The 20,061-nt window shown below is 40.5% G+C and carries 18 protein-coding genes; 8 read left to right on the forward strand and 10 right to left on the reverse strand.

The features are described 5' to 3' along the window. Positions 1–12: 12 nt before the first annotated feature. The 3 genes from E1160_RS11600 to E1160_RS11610 form a co-directional block, all read right to left on the reverse strand. Positions 13–900 (reverse strand): glycine--tRNA ligase subunit alpha, encoded by an 888-nt coding sequence (locus tag E1160_RS11600; RefSeq protein ID WP_155155327.1) that lies wholly within the window; start codon positions 898–900, stop codon positions 13–15. A 191-nt stretch (positions 901–1,091) separates the two neighbouring features. Then, the gene (locus tag E1160_RS11605) at positions 1,092–2,957 is read right to left on the reverse strand and encodes an SLC13 family permease (RefSeq protein WP_155155329.1); all 1,866 of its coding nucleotides are present in this window, start codon (positions 2,955–2,957) and stop codon (positions 1,092–1,094) included. Positions 2,958–3,113: 156 nt separating this feature from the next. Continuing rightward, complete coding sequence (locus tag E1160_RS11610) at positions 3,114–3,566, reverse strand: MaoC/PaaZ C-terminal domain-containing protein (protein ID WP_155155330.1); 453 nt, start codon at positions 3,564–3,566, stop codon at positions 3,114–3,116. Positions 3,567–3,708: 142 nt separating this feature from the next. Between E1160_RS11610 and E1160_RS11615 the strand changes: the two genes are divergently transcribed. From E1160_RS11615 to E1160_RS11630, 4 genes are all read left to right on the forward strand, one after another. Next, positions 3,709–4,677, forward strand: a complete 969-nt coding sequence (locus E1160_RS11615; RefSeq protein WP_235914124.1) for an L-threonylcarbamoyladenylate synthase — start codon at positions 3,709–3,711, stop codon at positions 4,675–4,677. Positions 4,678–4,708: 31 nt separating this feature from the next. Further along, positions 4,709–6,130, forward strand: a complete 1,422-nt coding sequence (locus E1160_RS11620) for an FAD-binding oxidoreductase (protein ID WP_155155332.1) — start codon at positions 4,709–4,711, stop codon at positions 6,128–6,130. 63 nt (positions 6,131–6,193) lie between these two features. Further along, the gene (locus E1160_RS11625; protein ID WP_155155334.1) at positions 6,194–7,981 is read left to right on the forward strand and encodes an acyl-CoA dehydrogenase; all 1,788 of its coding nucleotides are present in this window, start codon (positions 6,194–6,196) and stop codon (positions 7,979–7,981) included. A gap of 96 nt (positions 7,982–8,077) precedes the next feature. Next, entirely contained in the window at positions 8,078–8,848 is a 771-nt protein-coding gene (locus tag E1160_RS11630; RefSeq protein WP_155155336.1) for a VWA domain-containing protein, read from the forward strand. 5 nt (positions 8,849–8,853) lie between these two features. On the opposite strand, the gene folK is transcribed toward E1160_RS11630, so the two are convergent. Beyond that, positions 8,854–9,336, reverse strand: a complete 483-nt coding sequence (folK, locus tag E1160_RS11635) for a 2-amino-4-hydroxy-6-hydroxymethyldihydropteridine diphosphokinase (RefSeq protein WP_155155338.1) — start codon at positions 9,334–9,336, stop codon at positions 8,854–8,856. A 14-nt stretch (positions 9,337–9,350) separates the two neighbouring features. Beyond that, positions 9,351–10,250, reverse strand: a complete 900-nt coding sequence (gene folP / locus E1160_RS11640) for a dihydropteroate synthase (protein ID WP_155155340.1) — start codon at positions 10,248–10,250, stop codon at positions 9,351–9,353. Between the two features lie 129 nt (positions 10,251–10,379). Here folP and folB point away from each other — a divergent pair, with 129 nt between their 5' ends. The 3 genes from folB (at position 10,380) to E1160_RS11655 (ending at position 13,052) form a co-directional block, all read left to right on the forward strand. Beyond that, positions 10,380–10,850: a dihydroneopterin aldolase gene (gene folB, locus E1160_RS11645; RefSeq protein ID WP_155155342.1), complete on the forward strand. Its 471-nt coding sequence runs from the start codon at positions 10,380–10,382 to the stop codon at positions 10,848–10,850. 100 nt (positions 10,851–10,950) lie between these two features. Next, positions 10,951–12,162, forward strand: coding sequence for a hypothetical protein (locus tag E1160_RS11650; RefSeq protein ID WP_155155343.1), 1,212 nt, complete (start codon positions 10,951–10,953; stop codon positions 12,160–12,162). Then, the gene (locus E1160_RS11655) at positions 12,162–13,052 is read left to right on the forward strand and encodes a DMT family transporter (protein WP_155155345.1); all 891 of its coding nucleotides are present in this window, start codon (positions 12,162–12,164) and stop codon (positions 13,050–13,052) included. Before E1160_RS11650 ends, E1160_RS11655 begins: the two co-directional genes overlap by 1 nt. A gap of 45 nt (positions 13,053–13,097) precedes the next feature. On the opposite strand, the gene E1160_RS17520 is transcribed toward E1160_RS11655, so the two are convergent. The 4 genes from E1160_RS17520 to E1160_RS11675 form a co-directional block, all read right to left on the reverse strand. Next, a complete protein-coding gene (locus tag E1160_RS17520) occupies positions 13,098–13,844 on the reverse strand; it encodes an FKBP-type peptidyl-prolyl cis-trans isomerase (protein WP_155155347.1) in 747 nt (248 codons plus the stop codon). 77 nt (positions 13,845–13,921) lie between these two features. After that, positions 13,922–15,550, reverse strand: coding sequence for an MFS transporter (locus E1160_RS11665; protein WP_155155349.1), 1,629 nt, complete (start codon positions 15,548–15,550; stop codon positions 13,922–13,924). 75 nt (positions 15,551–15,625) lie between these two features. Continuing rightward, positions 15,626–16,648: a GGDEF domain-containing protein gene (locus E1160_RS11670; RefSeq protein WP_155155351.1), complete on the reverse strand. Its 1,023-nt coding sequence runs from the start codon at positions 16,646–16,648 to the stop codon at positions 15,626–15,628. Positions 16,649–16,751: 103 nt separating this feature from the next. Next, positions 16,752–18,026: an NAD(P)/FAD-dependent oxidoreductase gene (locus E1160_RS11675; protein ID WP_218048867.1), complete on the reverse strand. Its 1,275-nt coding sequence runs from the start codon at positions 18,024–18,026 to the stop codon at positions 16,752–16,754. Positions 18,027–18,243: 217 nt separating this feature from the next. Here E1160_RS11675 and E1160_RS11680 point away from each other — a divergent pair, with 217 nt between their 5' ends. Then, complete coding sequence (locus E1160_RS11680; RefSeq protein WP_155155353.1) at positions 18,244–19,401, forward strand: saccharopine dehydrogenase family protein; 1,158 nt, start codon at positions 18,244–18,246, stop codon at positions 19,399–19,401. A 57-nt stretch (positions 19,402–19,458) separates the two neighbouring features. Here E1160_RS11680 and E1160_RS11685 read toward each other — a convergent pair whose 3' ends face one another. Then, positions 19,459–19,992 (reverse strand): PAS domain-containing protein, encoded by a 534-nt coding sequence (locus E1160_RS11685; RefSeq protein WP_155155355.1) that lies wholly within the window; start codon positions 19,990–19,992, stop codon positions 19,459–19,461. Between the last annotated feature and the right edge of the window lie 69 nt (positions 19,993–20,061).

Below are 20,061 nucleotides of genomic sequence, written 5' to 3' on the forward strand. Positions count from 1 at the left end.
TACTCCCTACCCTTATGCCGCATCTTCTGGATATTCACCGATCGACTTCAAATAAGCCCCGGCACATGCTTTCGCCAAATTACGTACACGACCAATATAAGCCTGACGTTCGGTCACAGAGATCACACCGCGTGCATCAAGTAAATTGAACAAATGGGACGCTTTTAAGCAGTGATCATACGCAGGTAATGCAACACCACCATCAACGAGACGTTGGCATTCTTTTTCAGAATCTTCAAAATGGCGGAAAAGCATCTCTGTATCTGCCAATTCAAAGTTATGTTTGGAATATTCAACTTCCGCAGTGTGATAAACATCGCCATACGTGAAACGATCATTGAATTTCAGGTCGTATACATTATCAACGCCCTGAATATACATTGCCAAACGTTCTAAACCATATGTCAATTCAGTCGAAACGGGATTACAGTCGAAACCTCCAACTTGTTGGAAATATGTGAACTGGCTTACTTCCATACCATCACACCAGATTTCCCAGCCTAAGCCCCACGCGCCAAGTGTCGGGCTTTCCCAATCATCTTCGACAAAACGGATATCATGTTTCTTGGTATCAATACCGATCGCCTCTAGACTACCAAGATACAATTCCTGTGAATTGGAAGGCGAAGGTTTCATCAACACCTGATATTGATAATAATGTTGTAGACGGTTTGGATTTTCACCGTAACGACCATCCGTCGGGCGTCGGCTTGGCTGTACATAAGCAGCCATCCATTCCTTGGAACCCAGTGAACGTAATGTTGTCGCCCAGTGGAATGTACCCGCGCCAACTTCCATGTCATATGGTTGAAGAATCACACAGCCCTGAGCGGACCAATAATTATGAAGTTTCAAGATAATGGATTGAAAACTGTTATCTGTAGCAGCTGGAGAAGACATGAGACTTCTACGCCTTTCGCCTGATTTGAGTATTGTGAATTCACTTGGAAATCTTGCAAAAAAATCAACGCGTAATTTCCGCGGCGCAACATACAAACTGTTACGCCACGGGTCAATGAACGAATCCCCAAAAACTGCTATTTTTTGACAGTTTTATGAAAACCTTAGCAAATTAACTAAATCCTGTTTTATCAAAGCCCATACCAGAATGGTGCAAAGAGAGAAAATGCCGCCCAACAAATGAGAATCAGTGGACTGCCATATTTGATAAAATCGATGAATTTATAATGCCCGGGCGCCATTACTAACAAGTTGGTTTGATAGCCAACCGGACTTGCAAAGGAACAATTCGCTGCAAAGACAACTGCCACGGCAAAAGCCTCAGCAGGCACGCCGATTTCATGGGCGATAGAGACAGCAATCGGCGTGAACAAAACGGCTGTCGCCTTTGTTGAAAGCATATTTGCCAAACAAGCAACAAGCAGGAAAAAACCACTTAACACAATGGATGGTGCCGCATCACCAAGAGCCACGACCAAGAGATGGGACATAAAGGCAGCACCGCCTGTCGCCTCCATAGAAACACCAAGCGCCAATGCAGCAGCTATAAGCAATATAATCTGCAAATCCAATGATTTAACAGCCTGCTCTAAAGTTAAAGCTCCAAACAAAATCATCAAAGCTGCACCACTTAATGCCGCGACTTCTGTTGGTAAAATACCAAAGCCTGCACAGCCAACCACTGCGAAGAAAATACCGATAGCCCGCTTAGCATTATGAGGTCTTGTCACATCACTTTCAGACCATTCCATCAAAATGATATCTTTTGAAGTTCTAAGTTTATCTATCTCTTCACGACCACCTTGAATCAGCAACACATCACCTGCTTCAAGTGGTGTTTCGGTTACGCGATCACGTCGCATATTACTGCGACGCTCAACCCCAATAACCGTCGCATGGTTCCGATAACGGAACCCAATTTGTTTAAGGCTTTTGCCAACATAAGATGAATTAGGCTTCACCATACATTCAGTGAGTACCTGCTCGCCTTTGCGCCATGCACTTGCAATTTCCTCTTTGCGATAAGCCGCCGCATTCGCCAAGTCTGGAAGCAATAATTCAGGTTCTAAAGAGATAAAATCACCCAATTTATCTCGTGCAGCCGATACAATAAGAATATCCCCTTCGGTAATAGTAACATCGTCATAAGGCGGAAGCAGCTTTTCCTCCCCACGCATCAAAGTTAAAACATTAACCCCTTCCAGATCAGGAAAGAAACCACTAACAGATTTTACCCCGGCAAGCTTGGAACCTTCACCAACTTTGATCTGCGCCTGAAAATGCTTACCACCAGCAGAGGCCGCATTATTGCCATTACTATCATAACCGTCTCTATCTGGTAGGATACGTGGCATCACAAATAATACGTAAATTAATCCTGCGCCAGCAACGACCAAGCCCGGCACAGTGAAAGAGAAAAAGCTAAAGCCTTCTTCACCTAATTTGATTAACGCGCTAGAAACCAAAAGGTTTGTGGAGGAACCAATCAAAGTGGTCATCCCGCCGAGGATAGCAGCAAAGCTTAACGACATCATATAGCGGCTGGAAGACTTACCAATTTTGATCGCCAGAGCTTGCATAATAGGCACAAAAATAACCACAACAGGAATGTTGTTTAACAGCGCACTAATCACAACCACGACTAACAAAGCGACAACTATTGATAATGCAGGACGTCCCTTTGAGACACTGTGCACCATCACCGCAACGCCATCCAAGACACCTGTTCTGGCTAAACCCTCGCCAAGCACGAGAAGAGCTAAGACTGTTAGAAGTGCAGGATTTGCAAAACCAGATAAAAGGTTTTTCGCGTTGAGTTTGTTCCCACCAACTCCATCAGGAACAGGAATCACATAAAATAAAACCAACAAAACACATATGACAGCGAAAGAGGTTACTTCCAATGGTAACTTGTCAGTTGCATATAAATAAAGTGTTCCTGCAATGATCAGGAAAACGCTGATCATCTGTATCGACGCAATGTCAAATCCAAGCATATCTTAGCCCAAGTTATTATTATTTTTATACCCCCTACCCCAATACTTTGAGTTAGGAAATAGTGACCTTAACATGCTTATCGAAAAAATAAAAAGAAACAAGCAACTAGTGACTTAGTTTCAAAAAATATTTCATTATCAAAACTGAATATAGGACTAATTGGTTATTTTTCGACGCACCATCATCGTGCCTTCGTTGCTCATTACCAATTCATCTTTGGTATTATAGGTTAAAAACTCCCATGTCAGAATTCCACGATCAGGTTTTGAACTAGATGCCTTCATCTCGATAACTTTACAGACCACATAAATACTTTCACCGGGATATAGAGGCTTCTTCCAACGAATCTTATCATAGCCCAAACCTATAATATTGGTCTCTGCAACTAATCCCAAATCATAAAACAAACGAAATGCAAGACTCAAAGTTTGAAAACCGCTAGCAATAATTCCACCAAATGGTCCGCCCTTACTTCTTTCATGATCTACGTGCATATGTTGAGGGTCATATGTCATGGCAAAGTCCATAATCTGACCTTCAGATAAACTCATGCAGCGGGTTTTATGTTCTTCGCCTACTTCAAATTCATCGAAAAATTTTGATGTCATCTTTATCCCCTAATACCAATCGCTGTCATCGGTGAATTTTATTCACATCTCTATTGGCTTTTCTTTTAAGTATAATTCTGGTTTAAACGGATAAACCTATTTTCATAACAATAGCATACAAATAAGCGGGTACATCAAGGCAATGAGCGAAAAGCTTATGACCGAAATTCATAAACTTGACGATAAAGGCATCGCAAAGGCGGCCAAGCTTTTACGTAAAGGTGAAACCGTATCTTTCCCCACGGAAACTGTATATGGGTTAGGTGCGGATGCAACTTCAGATACCGCAGTTGCAAAAATTTATGAAGCAAAAGGGAGACCCAGTTTCAATCCCTTAATTGTACATGTTCCTAATATCAAATCAGTTGAAAAATACGCTATCTTATCACTGATGGGACAAAAGCTAGCTGATACCTTTTGGCCTGGAGCCCTTACTTTAGTGCTAAAATTAAAACCAAACTCAAAAATATCCAAACTTGTAAGTGCAGGCCTTGATACAGTTGCGATACGGATGCCTGCCCACGGCGGGGCACGAGATTTGTTACGTGCCTCCGACCTTCCTATTGCGGCCCCAAGTGCCAACGCCAGTGGTAAACTAAGCCCAAGTGAAGCTTTGCATGTAAAACAATCACTAGATGGTAGAATTCCCTTAATCTTGGATGGTGGGGCTTGTGCCGTTGGCCTTGAAAGCACAATTATAGACGTAAGCGGAGATCAGCCTGCTTTGTTAAGACCAGGCGGCGTAGCCGCTGAAGCGATAGAAGCGATGCTGGGGTGTAAACTACTGCGTGCAGATACAGATGATACAGCTCCGAAGTCTCCCGGAATGCTATCCAGTCATTATGCGCCAGTTAGTAAGATCCGTCTCAATGCCGAAGACGTACAAAATGATGAAACGCTGATCGGTTTTGGGAATGTTAAAAATGCAAATCTTAATTTAAGTGAAAATGGCGACACAACAGAAGCCGCGGCTAATCTGTTTCGTATCCTTCACGAAGCAGATAAGATTGCATCAGGAAAAATCGCAATTTCCCCAATTCCAAATGCCGGTTTAGGTCTTGCGATTAATGACCGCCTAAAACGCGCTGCAGCGCCAAGACCAAACGAGTAAAAACACAAGAAAGCGGGAAACTTTTATTATTATGATCGAAACCCATCACATCGAATATTTGAAATCTCTTGTCGACGAAAATGGTTGGAGAGAGAATAATGGTGAAGATCTTTCTCAATGGTTATTGGATTCTCGTGCCCGTATCGAAGGTAAAACAAGTTTAATACTTTTCCCGCAAAACACTGAGACTGTGTCAAAAATCATGACTTATTGTCATGAACATAAAATTGTTGTTGTCCCGCAAGGCGGGAATACTAGTCGTGTTGGCGGGGCAACACCTGATCAATCAGGGAATTCCATTATCATTTGTCTATCACGCATGAATCAAATTCGCATGATAGACAAAGAAAATTATTCGATGATTGCAGAAGCTGGTACCATTTTGCAAACCATTCAATCGAAAGCTGAGGATTCGGAACGTCTCTTTCCCTTAAGCTTAGGTGCTGAGGGTTCTTGCATGATTGGAGGCAACTTGGCCAGCAATGCAGGTGGTTTAAATGTCTTACGCTATGGAAATACCAGAGATTTAGTTTTAGGCATTGAAGCCGTTATGCCCAATGGTGAAATCTGGAATGGCTTGCGTAGCTTACGCAAAGATAACACTGGATATGATTTAAAACATCTGTTGATAGGGTCCGAGGGCACCTTAGGCATTATTACTGCAGCTAGTCTAAGGCTTTTTCCACTTCCAAAAGAACGTGCAACTGCCTTTTGTGCATTATCAGATCTTGATAGTTGTTTGAAACTCCTCGCAATTGCACGCGAGTTAAGTGGAGATTCTGTAAGTTCCTTTGAGCTCATTCCAGATATTGCTTTAGATATGGCATGCGAACATGTTGATAATACGCGATTACCTTATGCAGAAGGTCCTGCACCTGAATGGTCGGTTTTATTAGAAATCAGCGGCTTTACCAAAGATCAAATGCAAACAACGATGGAAAGCCTTCTAGAGACTGCATTTGAAGAAGGTATCATTATGGATGCAAGTATCGCACAAAATGATACACAAAGAGCCGACTTTTGGGGTATGAGAGAAGCAATTGTTGAGGCCCAGATTCGTGAATCCGCCTCTATCAAACACGATATCGCGGTACCTGTCAGTTCGGTGCCCACCTTTATTCGTAAAGCTGGTGAAGCAGTTAAAGAAATTTGTAAAGGTATACGTCCCTATCCTTTCGGGCATGTTGGTGATGGCAATATTCACTATAACCTCAGCCAACCCAAAGACATGGATAAAGTTGCTTTTCTAGAAAAAGAAGACGATTTACATAAAGTAGTTCATGATGTGGTCGCAAATCTGAACGGATCATTTTCTGCTGAACATGGTGTTGGACAGATAAAAACCGAAGAAATGAAATCGTATAAAAGTGCTGTAGAACTTGCCCTTATGAAGAAAATCAAACAGGCTTTCGATCCAAATAACATTATGAATCCGGGCAAAATACTTTCGTAAGATGGAAAAGCTTGGTATCTAAAAAGCAACGATAAACATGATAAGAACTGGGGACCACTTATAATGACTGAATATAATGCACCTTTAAAAGATATGAATTTCTTACTCAACGACATGGGTTTGTTGAAAGAATTATCTGAGATGCCAGCTACTGCAGAAGCTACACCTGATTTGGTTTCTGCCATTTTAGATGAGGGTGCAAAATTAGCGAAAGATTTTGTAGGTGCGTGTAATGTTAATGGTGATGAAAAAGGCGCCCTTCTAGATGATGGTCACGTCAAGTTACCTGCAGGTTTTAAAGAAGCATATGATGCCTATAAAGAAGGTGCATGGCATTCCCTTACCTTCCCAGAAGAACATGGTGGGCAAGGCTTACCCAACACAGTTGGGAATGCCATTCATGAGATGCTGGAATCTGCGAATATGGCATGGTCTTTATGCCCTTTGTTAAGCCAAGGCGCGATTAAAGCTATCATGGCACATGGTTCACAAGAACTTATCGATACATATGTCCCTAAAATGATATCCGGTGAGTGGACCGGCACAATGAACCTGACAGAAGCCAGTGCTGGGTCTGACCTTTCACAAGTTCGTACCAAGGCTACACCAAATGGGGATCATTATCTTATTAGTGGTCAAAAGATTTTCATTACATATGGGGATCATGATCAGGCAGATAATATCGTTCATCTTGTTTTGGCGCGTTTACCAGATGCACCTGAAGGTACACGTGGTATTTCCCTATTTCTGGTACCAAAATTCACATTGAATGAAGATGGTACACCTGGTGAACGCAATGACGCTTGGCCAATCAAGGTTGAACATAAACTTGGCATCCACGGCAGCCCAACTTGTATTATGTCATATGGTGAAAATAGCGGCGCTATCGGCTATCTAATTGGTAATGAAAATGAAGGCTTAAAATGCATGTTCACAATGATGAATGATGCACGCCTTGCCGTTGGTACGCAGGGCCTAAGTATCGCAGAAATGGCCTATCAACGTGCTGTCGCTTACGCAAAAGACCGTAAGCAGGGCCGTTCAGAACTAGATGGCTCTAAAAATACGGCTATTATTAATCATGCCGATGTTCGCCGTACCTTGATGACAATGCGTGCATATATCGAAGCTATGCGTGCCCTGAACTTCCGAACCATGGTTGATTTGGATATTGCAGAAAATCATAATGACCCAGAATGGACTGAGTGGGCCGATCGCCGAATTGGACTTATCACTCCAGTTGTAAAGGCATGGTTCACCGATTTGGGTGTAGAAATCGCTTCGATGGGTATTCAAATTCACGGTGGCATGGGCTTTATTGAGGAAACTGGTGCCGCACAATATTACCGTGATGCACGGATTCTTCCTATTTACGAAGGCACTAACGGTATTCAAGCCGCCGATTTGGTTGGTCGTAAAATCATTCATGATGGTGGAACTGCAGTTCGTGAATATTTGGATGAAGCTGATTCCCTTATCAACCACCTAAACGGAATTGAAGGCGAAGATATGAGTGCAATGCGTGCACATCTTGCCGCGGGTATTGATACCCTAGATCGTGCGGTCGATTGGCTGATGTCTAACAGCAATAACACAACTGCAATTGGTGCTTCTTCTACATATATTTTAAAAATATTTGGCCTTGTTGCTGGTGGCATTGGTCTTGCACGCTCTATGGATGTCGCCTTAAGTAAAATCAATTCTGGTGAAGGTGACCAAGAATTTTATAAAGCCAAAGTTTTCACTGCACGTTTCTATGCTGAGAATCTACTTTCGCAAGCTCCTTCCATTCTTTCAGCTGTGCGTGAAGGGCATAACACGATCCGTAGTATTCCGGACGAAATGTTCTAAACAAGTCTATACATAACTAAGAGCTGAATGGGCGGCAATTATACCGCCCATTGCTTTTTGAAGCTACTTATTCCACAATAACGTGGCTGTAAGTGAATGAGTATGCGTTTGAAGTGTAAAGAAATTATATCAATCCTTCCTGTTTTTTTAGGAATTCATTTCCTAACATCTACCTTTGCCTATGGAGAGGAGGATCGAGATAAATGTCAAAAAACGGATATCGTTTTTGCCATTGATACAACCTATAGCCTTAGCAGTACAATTTACGATATCAAAGTAGAGCTGGAAGATATTCTTGATAGACTTGATTACCTTTCAGATGGCAAGTTACGGCTTGGGCTTATTACTTTTAAAGATGAAATATATATTCAAGAAGACCTCAACAACTTGCCCAACCTAAATCAGAAAAAGAAAAACATCTTCGATAAAATCTACCAAATCCGCGCAGAAGGAGGCGGAGGAGGCCCAGAAGCTTCTGATGAGACTTTAAATACAATTCTGAATAATCTGTCTGCACTAAACAGAGCACAAGATTTTGACTTTAAAGGAAAATTCGAAGCAAATACGAAAATCATAATTCTAATTACGGATAACTTACCTGGTGGTTTTGACGATCAGTTCAAACAAGGTATCGATGATAAAAATGCTGTATCTCACGCATTGTCAGCTGCGGAACGAGGTGTTTTAATCTCCGCAATCTATACGCCCACAAGTTACTTCAGTAATGACGAAATCACAGAAAATATCATGCGCGACTATGCATTAATTACAGGTGGGTTATACATAAAAATAAGTTCATCAGGTCAAGGGGCCGCACAAGCAATCATGGATATCATAAATGCTTGTGGTAGACGCCCTATGGTTTAACTCCATTAATCATCCAAACGAATTAACCCACGCGTATCAGGAAGTGCCTCAGTCATCTCTCTCACGGTTTTACCTGTGCGTTCATCTATGCGATCGGGACAAATATCCATTAAAGGAAGAAGCACAAATTCACGTTCCTGAATACTAATATGCGGGATCGAAAGGCGTTCTGTCGTCATCAAGCAATCACCATGATACAGAATATCCAGATCAATAACCCGTGGTCCATTTCGAAATGTTGGACGACGACCAATTTCTTCTTCCAAGTCTTTCAAACGATCTAGTAGATCTAAGGGGGTTAATTCTGTCTGACCACCAACAACCATATTCACAAAACTTGGCTGATCTTCTACATACATAGGTGCAGATTCGTAAAATGCAGATGAACGAATATCCCAGACAAATCCGGAAAGGCATTCAATTGCCAGTTTTAAATTAGCTTTCTTATCCCCCAGATTAGTGCCAAGTGCCAAGTAAATTTCGTACATTTTATTTTTCCTTATTAACCTGCTCGCAACATAGCATCTGTCATTCGTACAATACGATCCATTACTTTTACATCATGAACGCGCACGACATCCGCACCACGTGCAACCCCAAGAGATACTGTCGCAGCAGTTCCTTCAACGCGTTCATCTGCTGGTACGTCCAATGTTAAGCCAATAAAACTCTTTCGACTTGAACCTAATAAAATCGGATAACCAAGAGCTTCTTTGATAACATCAAGGCGATTTATCAGTTCCATATTCTGAGCAGCCGTTTTGCCAAACCCGACCCCAGGATCAATCATAATATTTTCAGGTTTTACACCCGCTGTAATCGCACCTTCGATCAACAGACGCATTTCTTGAATTACTTCATTCAAGAAGTCATTATATTTTGGTGCAATATAGGCACCACCAAGGCGTGCATCAATTTCTGCATGTCCCGGTTTTGATCGATTATGCATAAGAATGACAGGTGCCTGATGCTTAACAGCAACCTTTGACATATCCGGATCAGCCTTAAATCCCCAAACGTCATTAATAATATGAGCCCCGGCATTTAAAGCTGCTTCAGCTACAGCCGCTTTATATGTATCAACAGATAACACAGCATTAGGAAACGCATTGACGATAGCCTTGATCGCCGGTTCGACGCGTTTCAACTCTTCATGTTCACCAACAATCTCTGCACCTGGACGTGTGCTTTCGCCACCAATATCCAGAATATCTGCGCCGTTCGATAGGAAAAACTCTGCTTGCTTCAAAACTTTTGTATCAAGATCAACATCTTTACTTCTTAGCCCATCGCCAGAGAATGAATCCGGCGTAACATTCATGATGCCCATAACAAGACATCTATCGCCAAGTTGAAACTCTTGATTGTTATCGCCTGAATTGAACAAGTCGTGGAAAGCCATAATGAAGTCGTCCTGCCGCTTGAGTTCCTGAAAAAATCGTATATTTTACGCTGCAATTAAAACTAATGGCTGCGAATATCTCAGCTACAGGCAGATGCCAAGTTAAAAATCACGCTGATTGGAAAAAATATGTCCGCAAACCTTTCCACTGAGAAAACATATTCTGGCAATGACATTCAAGTTGTATCAGGTAAACAACACAGTCTTGTGCAACCTGTAAACTATACGGAAGAAAACAGTACACCAATTTATAAAATCTTGGTGCGCGATTTGGATGTAGCGTGGAATATTGGCGTGTTTGATCATGAATATGATCGTGTTCAAATCGTCCGTATTAATCTGGAACTTATGGCAAAGGAACCAGCAGATCCATTATGTGATGATTACGAGCAAGTGGTTTGTTATGCAACGATATCAGAACGCATCGCAGAACTGGCACGCGAAGGACATATTCAATTAGTTGAAACTCTGGGTCATCGTATCGCTTTACTTTGTTTAGATGATGATCGTGTTGTCGAAGCAACTGTGCGTATTGAGAAACCAGAAGCACTTAAAAATGCCCATACAGTAGGCATTGAAGTTACTCGTCGTCGCGCTTAGTACAATCAATTAAGTCTTTGTCTTAGAACAAAAATATACTTCACATTCATAAAAAGATAAGATAACTTCTCTATGGCTATTAGAGGGGTACTACGCTGTCATGCATCAAGAAGATGAAGTTGACACAAATGATGTATCTTCATTTGAAGAAAAGTCATTTTTTGATGAAGAACACAAGTCGGTTTGGCCGAAAATTATTTCATGGGCTTTGTTTAGTGGTGGATGTATTGCCGTCACTATTAGTGCATTCGATTATCCAATTCGGGATAAAGCTACGTATTTTTACGATCAAATTTTTGTTGATCAACAAGGCTATACATCAATAATAAAAGACCAAGAAAAGAAAGACCCCGCAGATGTTCAAGAAATCTTGAATAGCCTGAGTGAAGATTACTCACCAAATCTTCTGTTAAAACTTAATAGAGAAGAATTAGGAAATTCTAGGGAAACTCAATTAAACATTCAAAATGAGCCTGCTAAGACAGAGATAATTAATCCGCTTGACGATATACAGAATGGAAATCTAATTTCTCCGCCTCCTATCGTTGAAATAGTGTTATCAACAACAGAAACGTCTTCCCAGCTTGAAAAAAGCAAAGATAATATAGACGTTGAGGTTCAAAAGATTTCTGATATCAAGTCTGAACCTGTTCTAAAGACTTTCAAAGTTGAAGAAGAAATAAAAGCACCTTTACGTCCTATAAAAGAACCCAAATCTATTCTTCAAAAAGAGCTTAATCCCAAAGCTATCGCATCTTTACCTAAAAAAATAAAAGAATCTTCCGCAAAAGAACAGGAACCAGTAACTATACCCACGCCTTTAAAGCTAGAAGATTTCATTCTGGGTATGACATGGGAAAGCTCAAAATCAGATATTCAAGAAAATATTGTTAGGTGTATTCCAGTTACAGAAAGTATTGAAGGTTGTCGCCTCAATTTTCAAAGCTGGCTGCCCAATACAAGACATGTGATTGGCCTCTTTGATGAGAAAGAAAATGGTAACCTAATAGCTATTCAAATTGACAGTATTCCATTCAACTCAAACCAAGAAATTTTAGATAGTTTCAACGGTGCGAGCAGGGTTATTAGCGAAAAAACTTCCAATTTTAACGCCGCATTTAAGGAGCAGTTGGTCACAGATTCATCAAATATGATTCTTCTCCTAAACTCAGATACCAAACAAAGACATTTTCGCCATTGGTCATTAACTTCGATTCAAATTCCTGCAGATATACATTCAAGTATAAAACTGCTGGATAGTTCTACAGCCTTTTATAGAACATTGTTTATTAAAACAAAGCTTGAAGAATAATGACAAATTCATGCTCTCTAAGCACAAATTTCGGCCCAACTATATTAATTATACTGGCAGCATTTTTTTTCAGTCTAAATACCCCTTTTGCACCACTATTCTTTGATGCAGGTGGAAATGCAGCAACCCTTAACTTCATTCGTATGTTTTCCAGTAGTATTTTCTCTGTTGGTGTTCTACTGCTATTTCGAAATAAGTTAGACTTATCATTAAAAACTTTAAAGATTTCAGCCTTTATCGGGCTGTTAGTTATGGGTCAAGGCTTATGTTATCTTGCATCTGTTAGATATATCCCTGTTGGTCTTGCAGCGCTTATTTTCTTCACATGGCCAATGACAGTTGCAATAGCTGCCCCATTTTTTGGTGAAAAAGCAATTTCTCCAAAAGGATTCTTATTTTTTATCGGCGGTTTTCTTGGAATAGCACTTTCCCTTGGTCCATCCTTTGATAGTTTGGACTGGCGCGGCGTCTCTCTTGCGTTTGCGGGAGGAAGCTTAATCGCAGCAATGATGATTAGTATTCGTAAAGCGGTTATTAAAACCTCACCCTTATCTCTTGCCGTTACTAACAACTTTTTTGCCAGTCTATCTTTACTAGCAATTATGCCATTCATTGGCGGCTGGTCATTACCAAACACTTATGATGCAATACTACCTGTCGTGGTGGTTAGCATTGTCTTCTTTTCCGCTGTTCTTTGCCAAAATATCGGCTTAAGAAATGTAAATGCTCAATCGGCTGCAATCATTTTCAACTTAGAACCAATTTTTTCAATTTTTGCTGCCTTTGTCTTACTTAATGAAAGATTGGAAATACTGCAGTATTTTGGTGCATTCATCGTATTCATATCTCTTTGTGGATATCAAATATATGAAAGAAAAAAGGCATCCTAGTTTTTCTTGAATGCCTTATAACTAAAATTTATGCAGATGCTAAATTTATTTGTTTATTGGATATCCAGCAGCAATCCATGCTTCGATACCACCATCGACCAAAATAACTTCATCAAAGCCAGCTTGAGTGGCCAATGCATTAGCTAATTGTGCTGTTTGAGCATTCTCTGCAGAACCGATCACATACAAAGGTGCGGCGCGATCACCATAGGCATTAATTGCGGTTACAAAATCCTGAAGGAAGCGACCATTTTCGTCAAAAGCGGTCATTTCTTCTACGCCTTCAATAACACCTTGATTAGCATATTGAGTTTCATTTCGGATATCGATTGCTTTAGGTGCAGTTTTTAACGCTTCTTTAAACTCTTCAACAGTTGTGCTTTTCATTGGGCCTGGTTCGACATCAAGAAGTTCAACTTCAAACTTCAATGTTGCCCCTGGTGGGATGGAAGCACCTGCACCACGATCTCCGTAACCAAGATGAGCTGGAATGATCAGTTCACGCTTTTCACCAACTTTCATGCCTTTAACGCCTTGGTCCCAGCCTTTGATTACTTGACCAGCACCAAGCGTAAAACTGAATGGTTGACCACGATCAACACTAGAATCAAATTTCGTACCGTCTAATAACCAACCGGTATAATGTACAAAAACTTTAGAAAAATCAGTTGCGATAACACCCCCACCACCATCTTGCAGGACGCTGATTTGCAATTCTTCTGCTTTTGATAAATTTGCAAATCCGGCAGAAAAAATAATTGCTACAACAAAACTAGAAAATAACTTACGCATGAATATGCCTTTTATAGAAAAGAAAACCTATCGTAAATGTGGACAAGTCCACTACAAATTACAACCAGTTATATGAATTATTGTGTTGTTCTTAATGGCGTTGCCTGAATAACCATAACGGCGAAGACAGGAACAACGACGATGATGACGGCAACAGTAATTAGTAACATCCCTAATTCACTATAATCAGCTTGAATAGTTATTTCGCCAGTAGCACGATCTTTAACCTCCCGGGTTACCGTATAAATTTGGTTCATGTATTTCGTCATCAAATTACTTGCGGAAAGCGCTAAATTTGTAAAAGAGGCCATTACCGCAAAAAAAGTCGCCTTAAGATGCACAGGCGCATTACGCGCAATCCATGCAAGCATCGGGATCATCGCTATTTGCCCTAAAGGCGATTCTAACGCCGTATCAAAAATGGCAATAAATCGGGCATCGACAACCCCGTTCGTTAAGGCCGAGGTCCATTCTTGGATACCATAATAAAGCCCAATATTCGGCAAAGATACAATACCACCAATGATACTCAACATGACCAAGATTTCCGCGATGGACCTCTTAACAATTATCGGGCGTAAAACCACTAAACCTGCAAGCGTTAAACCATAGGTTAAAAAACTTAAAACCGATAAAAATTGCTGATCAAATCCTAAAACATCAATTTCAAACCAAGTTGAGCCTGCCCCAGAACTTGGCGTTGCACGGTATATAAAGATAATAATTGCAGTTCCGATAAGCATCTTTGCTTGTGAAGGCTCTAACTCCTTTAACAGCCTTGTCATCAAAAACAAGATAATTGAAATAGAAACAAAAAACGTCATTTCTTGTGCGGCTGGAACATCATTTAAACCAACAAATAATGTAAACAAGACAAAAGCAAAGCTGCCTCCGAATATCATCCAATTAGGTTTTGTTTGAGCCTCCGGCTTAAAAAGCATGTCACTAATGACGTCTGATGGAACGCCTTTAATCGCCAATTTCTTTGCCTTTTGGCGAAGTAATATCCCCCCTAAAATAACGCCACTTATAGAAATCAGAGGGACAGCAAGCGCACCAAGATAGATACTCGCATAAATTCCGACTTTTTCAATTTCATCTAAAGTATCAATATCATCAAAAACATATACATTAATTGCTGATACACATACAACGCCACCAATAATAGCTACTCTTCCAAGGGTTTGCATCGTTGTATGCATCGCTTTTTCTATTGCATCAGAAAACTTATTACCGTTATCGTCGACTGCAGGTACTGCTTCTACGGTCATTGCATCTGCAACAACATCCTGCAACACATATCCTATTGGGGAGAGAAGAGCGCTTAAAATATACCATGCTTCGATCGACATGATCATCGCCATCATTTCAGTCTGGCTAATCAGCATATACATAATGATAAGACTTGTTGCCATTAAACTGGCACCTAAGAAAACCAAATAAGATTTCCAACGCCATATGATATCAACAAGATGACCTATAGGCATTTTTAAAGCCCAAGGTAGGCCTGCCCAAAATGCTAAGCCTGCGAGGAATTCCGCAGACAAACTCAGATATTCTTTAATGAAAAATGTACCTACAATAGATGTGAGGCCAGATACACCTGCAGCAAAATAAACCATTAAAGGCGGTAAATAAGACCATCGAAAGTTTCGACCCAGTTCCAAAACAATATCATCAAAGAAATCAAAAACCTTGGAAAACATTCTGCATCCTATCCACTAGTTGAATTTCAATACAAATAGGATATCCGATTCTAGATTTTCAATCTAAATAAGGCGTTACAGTTCAAAAAGTTCAATATCGCCATCAGAAACGAGACAATCTTCTAAGACTCCCAGCTCCACTAAATCTTCGTATAAATGAAACTGATTGCGTCCTTGTTGTTTTGAATAATATAAAGATTTATCAGCCTTAGCTAGGGTTTCTACAGTGCTTTTATCGCCCGTGATTTGAATGGCACCTACACTGATCGTAACATTGTCAATTTGAGGAAATTTTTGACGTTCAATTGCTTTACGAAATCTTTCAAATGCCGCTCGTGCATTATCTTTATTATCGGCACGTAACAATACCAGAAATTCTTCACCGCCGAAGCGATATACTGTGTCAAAACGACGTGTAAGCCGCTTCAGAGATTGAGCAACTAAAATTAGAACTTCGTCTCCAAACACATGACCATAGCTATCGTTTACCGCTTTAAAATTATCAATATCAATCAAACCTAGCCAATAACTCTCGCCATTGTCAGTACGATTTTGATCATCTTTTAAAACTTTAGGTTCAGAAGCAAATAATGAAATACGTTTTATTTCTTGATTGAAGGTATTCCGATTCAACAGCCCGGTAAGTTCATCCGTTTGTGCATAAACCAATAAACTGTAATAGTTATTAAAAACCTCGATAGATCGGGTCATACTCTCTGACGAAAATTCTAATGCATCTTCTTTTGCGATAATTTCAAGGATTGTATCCTCCTTAGAAATTGACGCGAGATGGTAATAAAAATACTCATAACCATTAGCACAAATGCAATCACAAACCGTGTTCTCACTTGCAACCACCCGATTTATGAGCCCCGCATGATCTTCATCTAATTCAATTTCTTTATGCAGAATATCATATCCAGTTTCAGATAGAGTAACCTTGTCCCAGATTTTACCTGCATCAGTTTTAAGTATTGAAATATTTTCAATTGGAAGGTTCATATAAATAGTTTGAAGTAAACTTTGCTCCAACAGCTTTGTATCACGAAGACTTGTGATATCGCGCAACTCATCAAGTAGTTCTCTGCTTTTAGCCAAGTTTCACACCTAATACACTAAACCATATCCCCCTATTTTTTCTAATAGTATACGCAAACTCCAATCAGGATCAAGATTCACAATCCAACTAACATCTCAACACTCAGTAATCCTTTACCATATGTGTCAGTGAGGCGCCTGTCTCGTAATACACTTCCTTAATTGAATTAAAGCTTTGCAGGTAACTTGCCATTGGATGAATTGGTAATACCGAAAGGTCTTTATGCGCAAAATATTTTGCAATCGCAGTTCCCATACAGGTTCCCGGGCTAATCCCTCTTCCATTATACCCCATCATGGAAATTCCACTATTGCCCATTTGAATGAGACGCGGCAAATGATCATCTGTCATTGCAATACGACCATGCCATGAATATTCAAATTCAGTATCTTTAAGTTGTGGGAAAAGTTTATGTAATTTCCGCTTAATCCAAGATGTATGAACACCCTTCCCCATTTTCTCTAAGGATCCGATAGATCCCATAATCAAGCGTCCTGCAGCATCGCGTCTAAAGGAAGACATAACGGTAGCTGTATCCCAACATCCATGTTTTTCAGGCAAAATGACCTTTAAAAGCGCATCATCCAGTGGTTTCGTGGCAAATTGGAAATAATAAACAGGTGTAAAACTTGATGAATAATGCTCAATATTTCCCTGCATATAGGCATTTGTTGCATTCAGTAGGTAGGAGGCTTTTACAGTCCCTCTCGTTGTTTTCACAGACCACAAACCATTTTCAAAAGATGTATAAATCGCGGGGCTATTTTCATAAATTTTGGCACCTAGTTGTTGTGCCGCTCTTGCCAATCCTCTTGCGTAAGCTAATGGTTGTACTGTCCCCGCACGTCGATCGAGCAATGCACCAAACACACCTGAGGCCCCTGTCAGTATTGCGGCCTCTTCTGCCGACAATAACTCTACAGGCGCGTCTCGCTTTTCTTGCTGTGCAAATCGGTTTTCAAGATCGGTAAATCCTTTTGGCGAATGCGCACAATGTAATGTGCCATTGCGGGTGGCTTCACATTTAATATCAAATTCTTCGATAAGTTTGAAAACTTGGCTTGGCCCATTTGACAAGGCTTTATTAAGTTTTTCGCCGGCTTCAGGGCCAAGAATAGACATAACGTCATCCGGCGGTGTCCATAATCCTGCATTCACAAGCCCGACATTTCTACCTGACCCGCCAAAGCCAATATTGTTGGCCTCTAACAAACAAACAGACATTCCCTGTTTTCGCGCTTCTATGGCTGCGGTGCAACCTGTGAAACCGCCGCCAATAATCACAAAATCAACTTCTAAGTCTTCAATAAGACTTTCCGCATTAAATGTTTCAGCAACTGTCGCTTGCCACAGATTATTTTCTGACATCCGTGTCATTTTAATTCCCTGTCTATGAGATTTTTCTCAAGATAATTTATCTTAATGCATTTCCTCTAACTTGCCGTATTCCCGCATATCTTAGCAACTTTTATATCTGATATATCTCCAACTTTTTGGACAAACTCTATTTCACAGATAGATAGTTGCTTTCTTTTCATATTCAGCTTAAACAAATTTCAGTTAACTGATTAAATAAACATAATAAGGGGGTTCCATGTCGGAATTAGCAAAGCGTAGCGGCAAAGTGCATTGGTTAGGTGCAGGTTTATCAACTGGTACAGGCCTTAACAAGGTAGCAGACGCCGCAAGTAAAGTAACATTATGGAACCGTACTGTTTCAAAAGCAGAAGCTTTGGCAGAGCGTCTTTCCCTTACAGGAAAAATTGAAACTAAAACCTATGATCTAGATGCGCTTAAAGCTGATTTAAATGAGGGTGATATTGTTGTTTGCATGTTACCCGTAGCAGAACATGGAACGATCCTAGACACTGCAATTGCACATGGTGCCCATTATGTGTCCAGTAGCTATGTTAGTGATATTATTTTAGGCAAGGTAGAGGCAGCAAAAGCTAAAAACTTAGCTGTAGTTGTTGAGGCAGGCTTAGACCCAGGTATTGACCATCTAGCGTCTCACTTACTTGTCGATGATGCTGAAAATGCGCTTGCAGAACAAGGTTTAGCCAAAGAGAAAGTTGAGGCGCAGTTTTTCTCTTACTGTGGCGGTTTTCCAGAAGTTGCTAATGATTTCAAATATCGTTTTAGTTGGGCACCAGCCGGCGTGCTGCTAGCATTACGTTCTCCTGCAAAATTTATGAAGAACGGACAAGAAGCAACAGCACCACGTCCATGGGAAGAAACTGAAATATACAAAACAAGTGCAGGCGATTTTGAGGCATATCCAAACCGCGACAGCGTGCCCTTTATTGACCAATATCATTTCCCTAGAAAATGGAATGTAAAAGATTTCATCCGAGGAACATTACGTCTTCCCGGTTGGTTAGAGGCATGGAAAGATGTATTTGAAGCTGTAAAAACAGGCACAGATGACGATATACGTGCACTTGGAGCAAAATTAGCCGATGAACATTTTTACGGACCAGATGATAAAGATCGCGTTGTTCTAACTGTTGGCCTTATCTTATCTAAAGACGGCAAAGAAATCTTCAATAGCCGTTATGAAATGGATATTTGTGGTGACGATGCAGATTCTGCCATGGCATTAACTGTTTCCAACGGGGTGGCTTGCGGCATTATTGATTTGCTACAAGGTCATACAAACATTGGATTGAACAAAGCTGCTGAGGATGTAGAAAGCGTTAAACGCTGGATTGGACGTTTAGGCAGTTGGGGCATTCGCTTAACCCAAAAATAAGATCTAAAATCAAAAGAGGTGCTAAATAGCGCCTCTTTTTTGTCTTAAAATCGGTGTTTATACACCCATCGCAAATATCATTTCATTAAAAGTCATTTTGCGCGCCGCTAAGAGCTCTTCCAAATGTTTTACTCCACCTTGTAATCCTTGCTTAGGGCTGCTCGCTTTTTCTTCCAGCGCCTTTAATTCTTTATAAAGTGGCTTTATTTTCTCATCTATTAATTGACGATTAGGTGCACTTCTATTGCTGTGATAACCAACAATATTCCCATCACTATCACGACTTGGCGTTATATGCGCAAGCACCCAATAATGATCACCATTTTTTGCTCTATTTACCACATATGCGAAAATCTCTTCACCAGATTTAAGACTTTTCCACAAATATTCGAAAACAGTTCGTGGCATATCGGGGTGTCGTACAACATTGTGTTGTACATTCAGACAATCCTTTTCCGTCATATCAGCCAACTTATAAAAGGTATTATTTCCATATGTAATTTTGCCCGTAAGATCGGTCTTGGAAACTATTATCTCTCGCTGATCAAACTTACGCTCTACGCCTGTCAACTTTGCATTACCATAAAGCATAGCTACTACTCCTCTTCACGCATATAGCGAATAGGCCATGCCGGAAACTACTTTAATTTAGAATTGAAC

The sequence above is a fragment of the Curvivirga aplysinae genome, assembly GCF_009711445.1.
Taxonomy (GTDB): domain Bacteria; phylum Pseudomonadota; class Alphaproteobacteria; order UBA8366; family Aestuariispiraceae; genus Curvivirga; species Curvivirga aplysinae.

Bases quoted from the DNA above. Each gene is read 5' to 3' on its own strand.
- E1160_RS11600 (WP_155155327.1), bottom strand. From the start codon at position 900: ATGTCTTCTCCAGCTGCTACAGATAACAGTTTTCAATCCATTATCTTG.
- E1160_RS11605 (WP_155155329.1), bottom strand. From the start codon at position 2,957: ATGCTTGGATTTGACATTGCGTCGATACAGATGATCAGCGTTTTCCTG.
- E1160_RS11610 (WP_155155330.1), bottom strand. From the start codon at position 3,566: ATGACATCAAAATTTTTCGATGAATTTGAAGTAGGCGAAGAACATAAA.
- E1160_RS11615 (WP_235914124.1), top strand. From the start codon at position 3,709: ATGAGCGAAAAGCTTATGACCGAAATTCATAAACTTGACGATAAAGGC.
- E1160_RS11620 (WP_155155332.1), top strand. From the start codon at position 4,709: ATGATCGAAACCCATCACATCGAATATTTGAAATCTCTTGTCGACGAA.
- E1160_RS11625 (WP_155155334.1), top strand. From the start codon at position 6,194: ATGACTGAATATAATGCACCTTTAAAAGATATGAATTTCTTACTCAAC.
- E1160_RS11630 (WP_155155336.1), top strand. From the start codon at position 8,078: ATGAGTATGCGTTTGAAGTGTAAAGAAATTATATCAATCCTTCCTGTT.
- folK (WP_155155338.1), bottom strand. From the start codon at position 9,336: ATGTACGAAATTTACTTGGCACTTGGCACTAATCTGGGGGATAAGAAA.
- folP (WP_155155340.1), bottom strand. From the start codon at position 10,250: ATGGCTTTCCACGACTTGTTCAATTCAGGCGATAACAATCAAGAGTTT.
- folB (WP_155155342.1), top strand. From the start codon at position 10,380: ATGTCCGCAAACCTTTCCACTGAGAAAACATATTCTGGCAATGACATT.
- E1160_RS11650 (WP_155155343.1), top strand. From the start codon at position 10,951: ATGCATCAAGAAGATGAAGTTGACACAAATGATGTATCTTCATTTGAA.
- E1160_RS11655 (WP_155155345.1), top strand. From the start codon at position 12,162: ATGACAAATTCATGCTCTCTAAGCACAAATTTCGGCCCAACTATATTA.
- E1160_RS17520 (WP_155155347.1), bottom strand. From the start codon at position 13,844: ATGCGTAAGTTATTTTCTAGTTTTGTTGTAGCAATTATTTTTTCTGCC.
- E1160_RS11665 (WP_155155349.1), bottom strand. From the start codon at position 15,550: ATGTTTTCCAAGGTTTTTGATTTCTTTGATGATATTGTTTTGGAACTG.
- E1160_RS11675 (WP_218048867.1), bottom strand. From the start codon at position 18,026: ATGACACGGATGTCAGAAAATAATCTGTGGCAAGCGACAGTTGCTGAA.
- E1160_RS11680 (WP_155155353.1), top strand. From the start codon at position 18,244: ATGTCGGAATTAGCAAAGCGTAGCGGCAAAGTGCATTGGTTAGGTGCA.
- E1160_RS11685 (WP_155155355.1), bottom strand. From the start codon at position 19,992: ATGCTTTATGGTAATGCAAAGTTGACAGGCGTAGAGCGTAAGTTTGAT.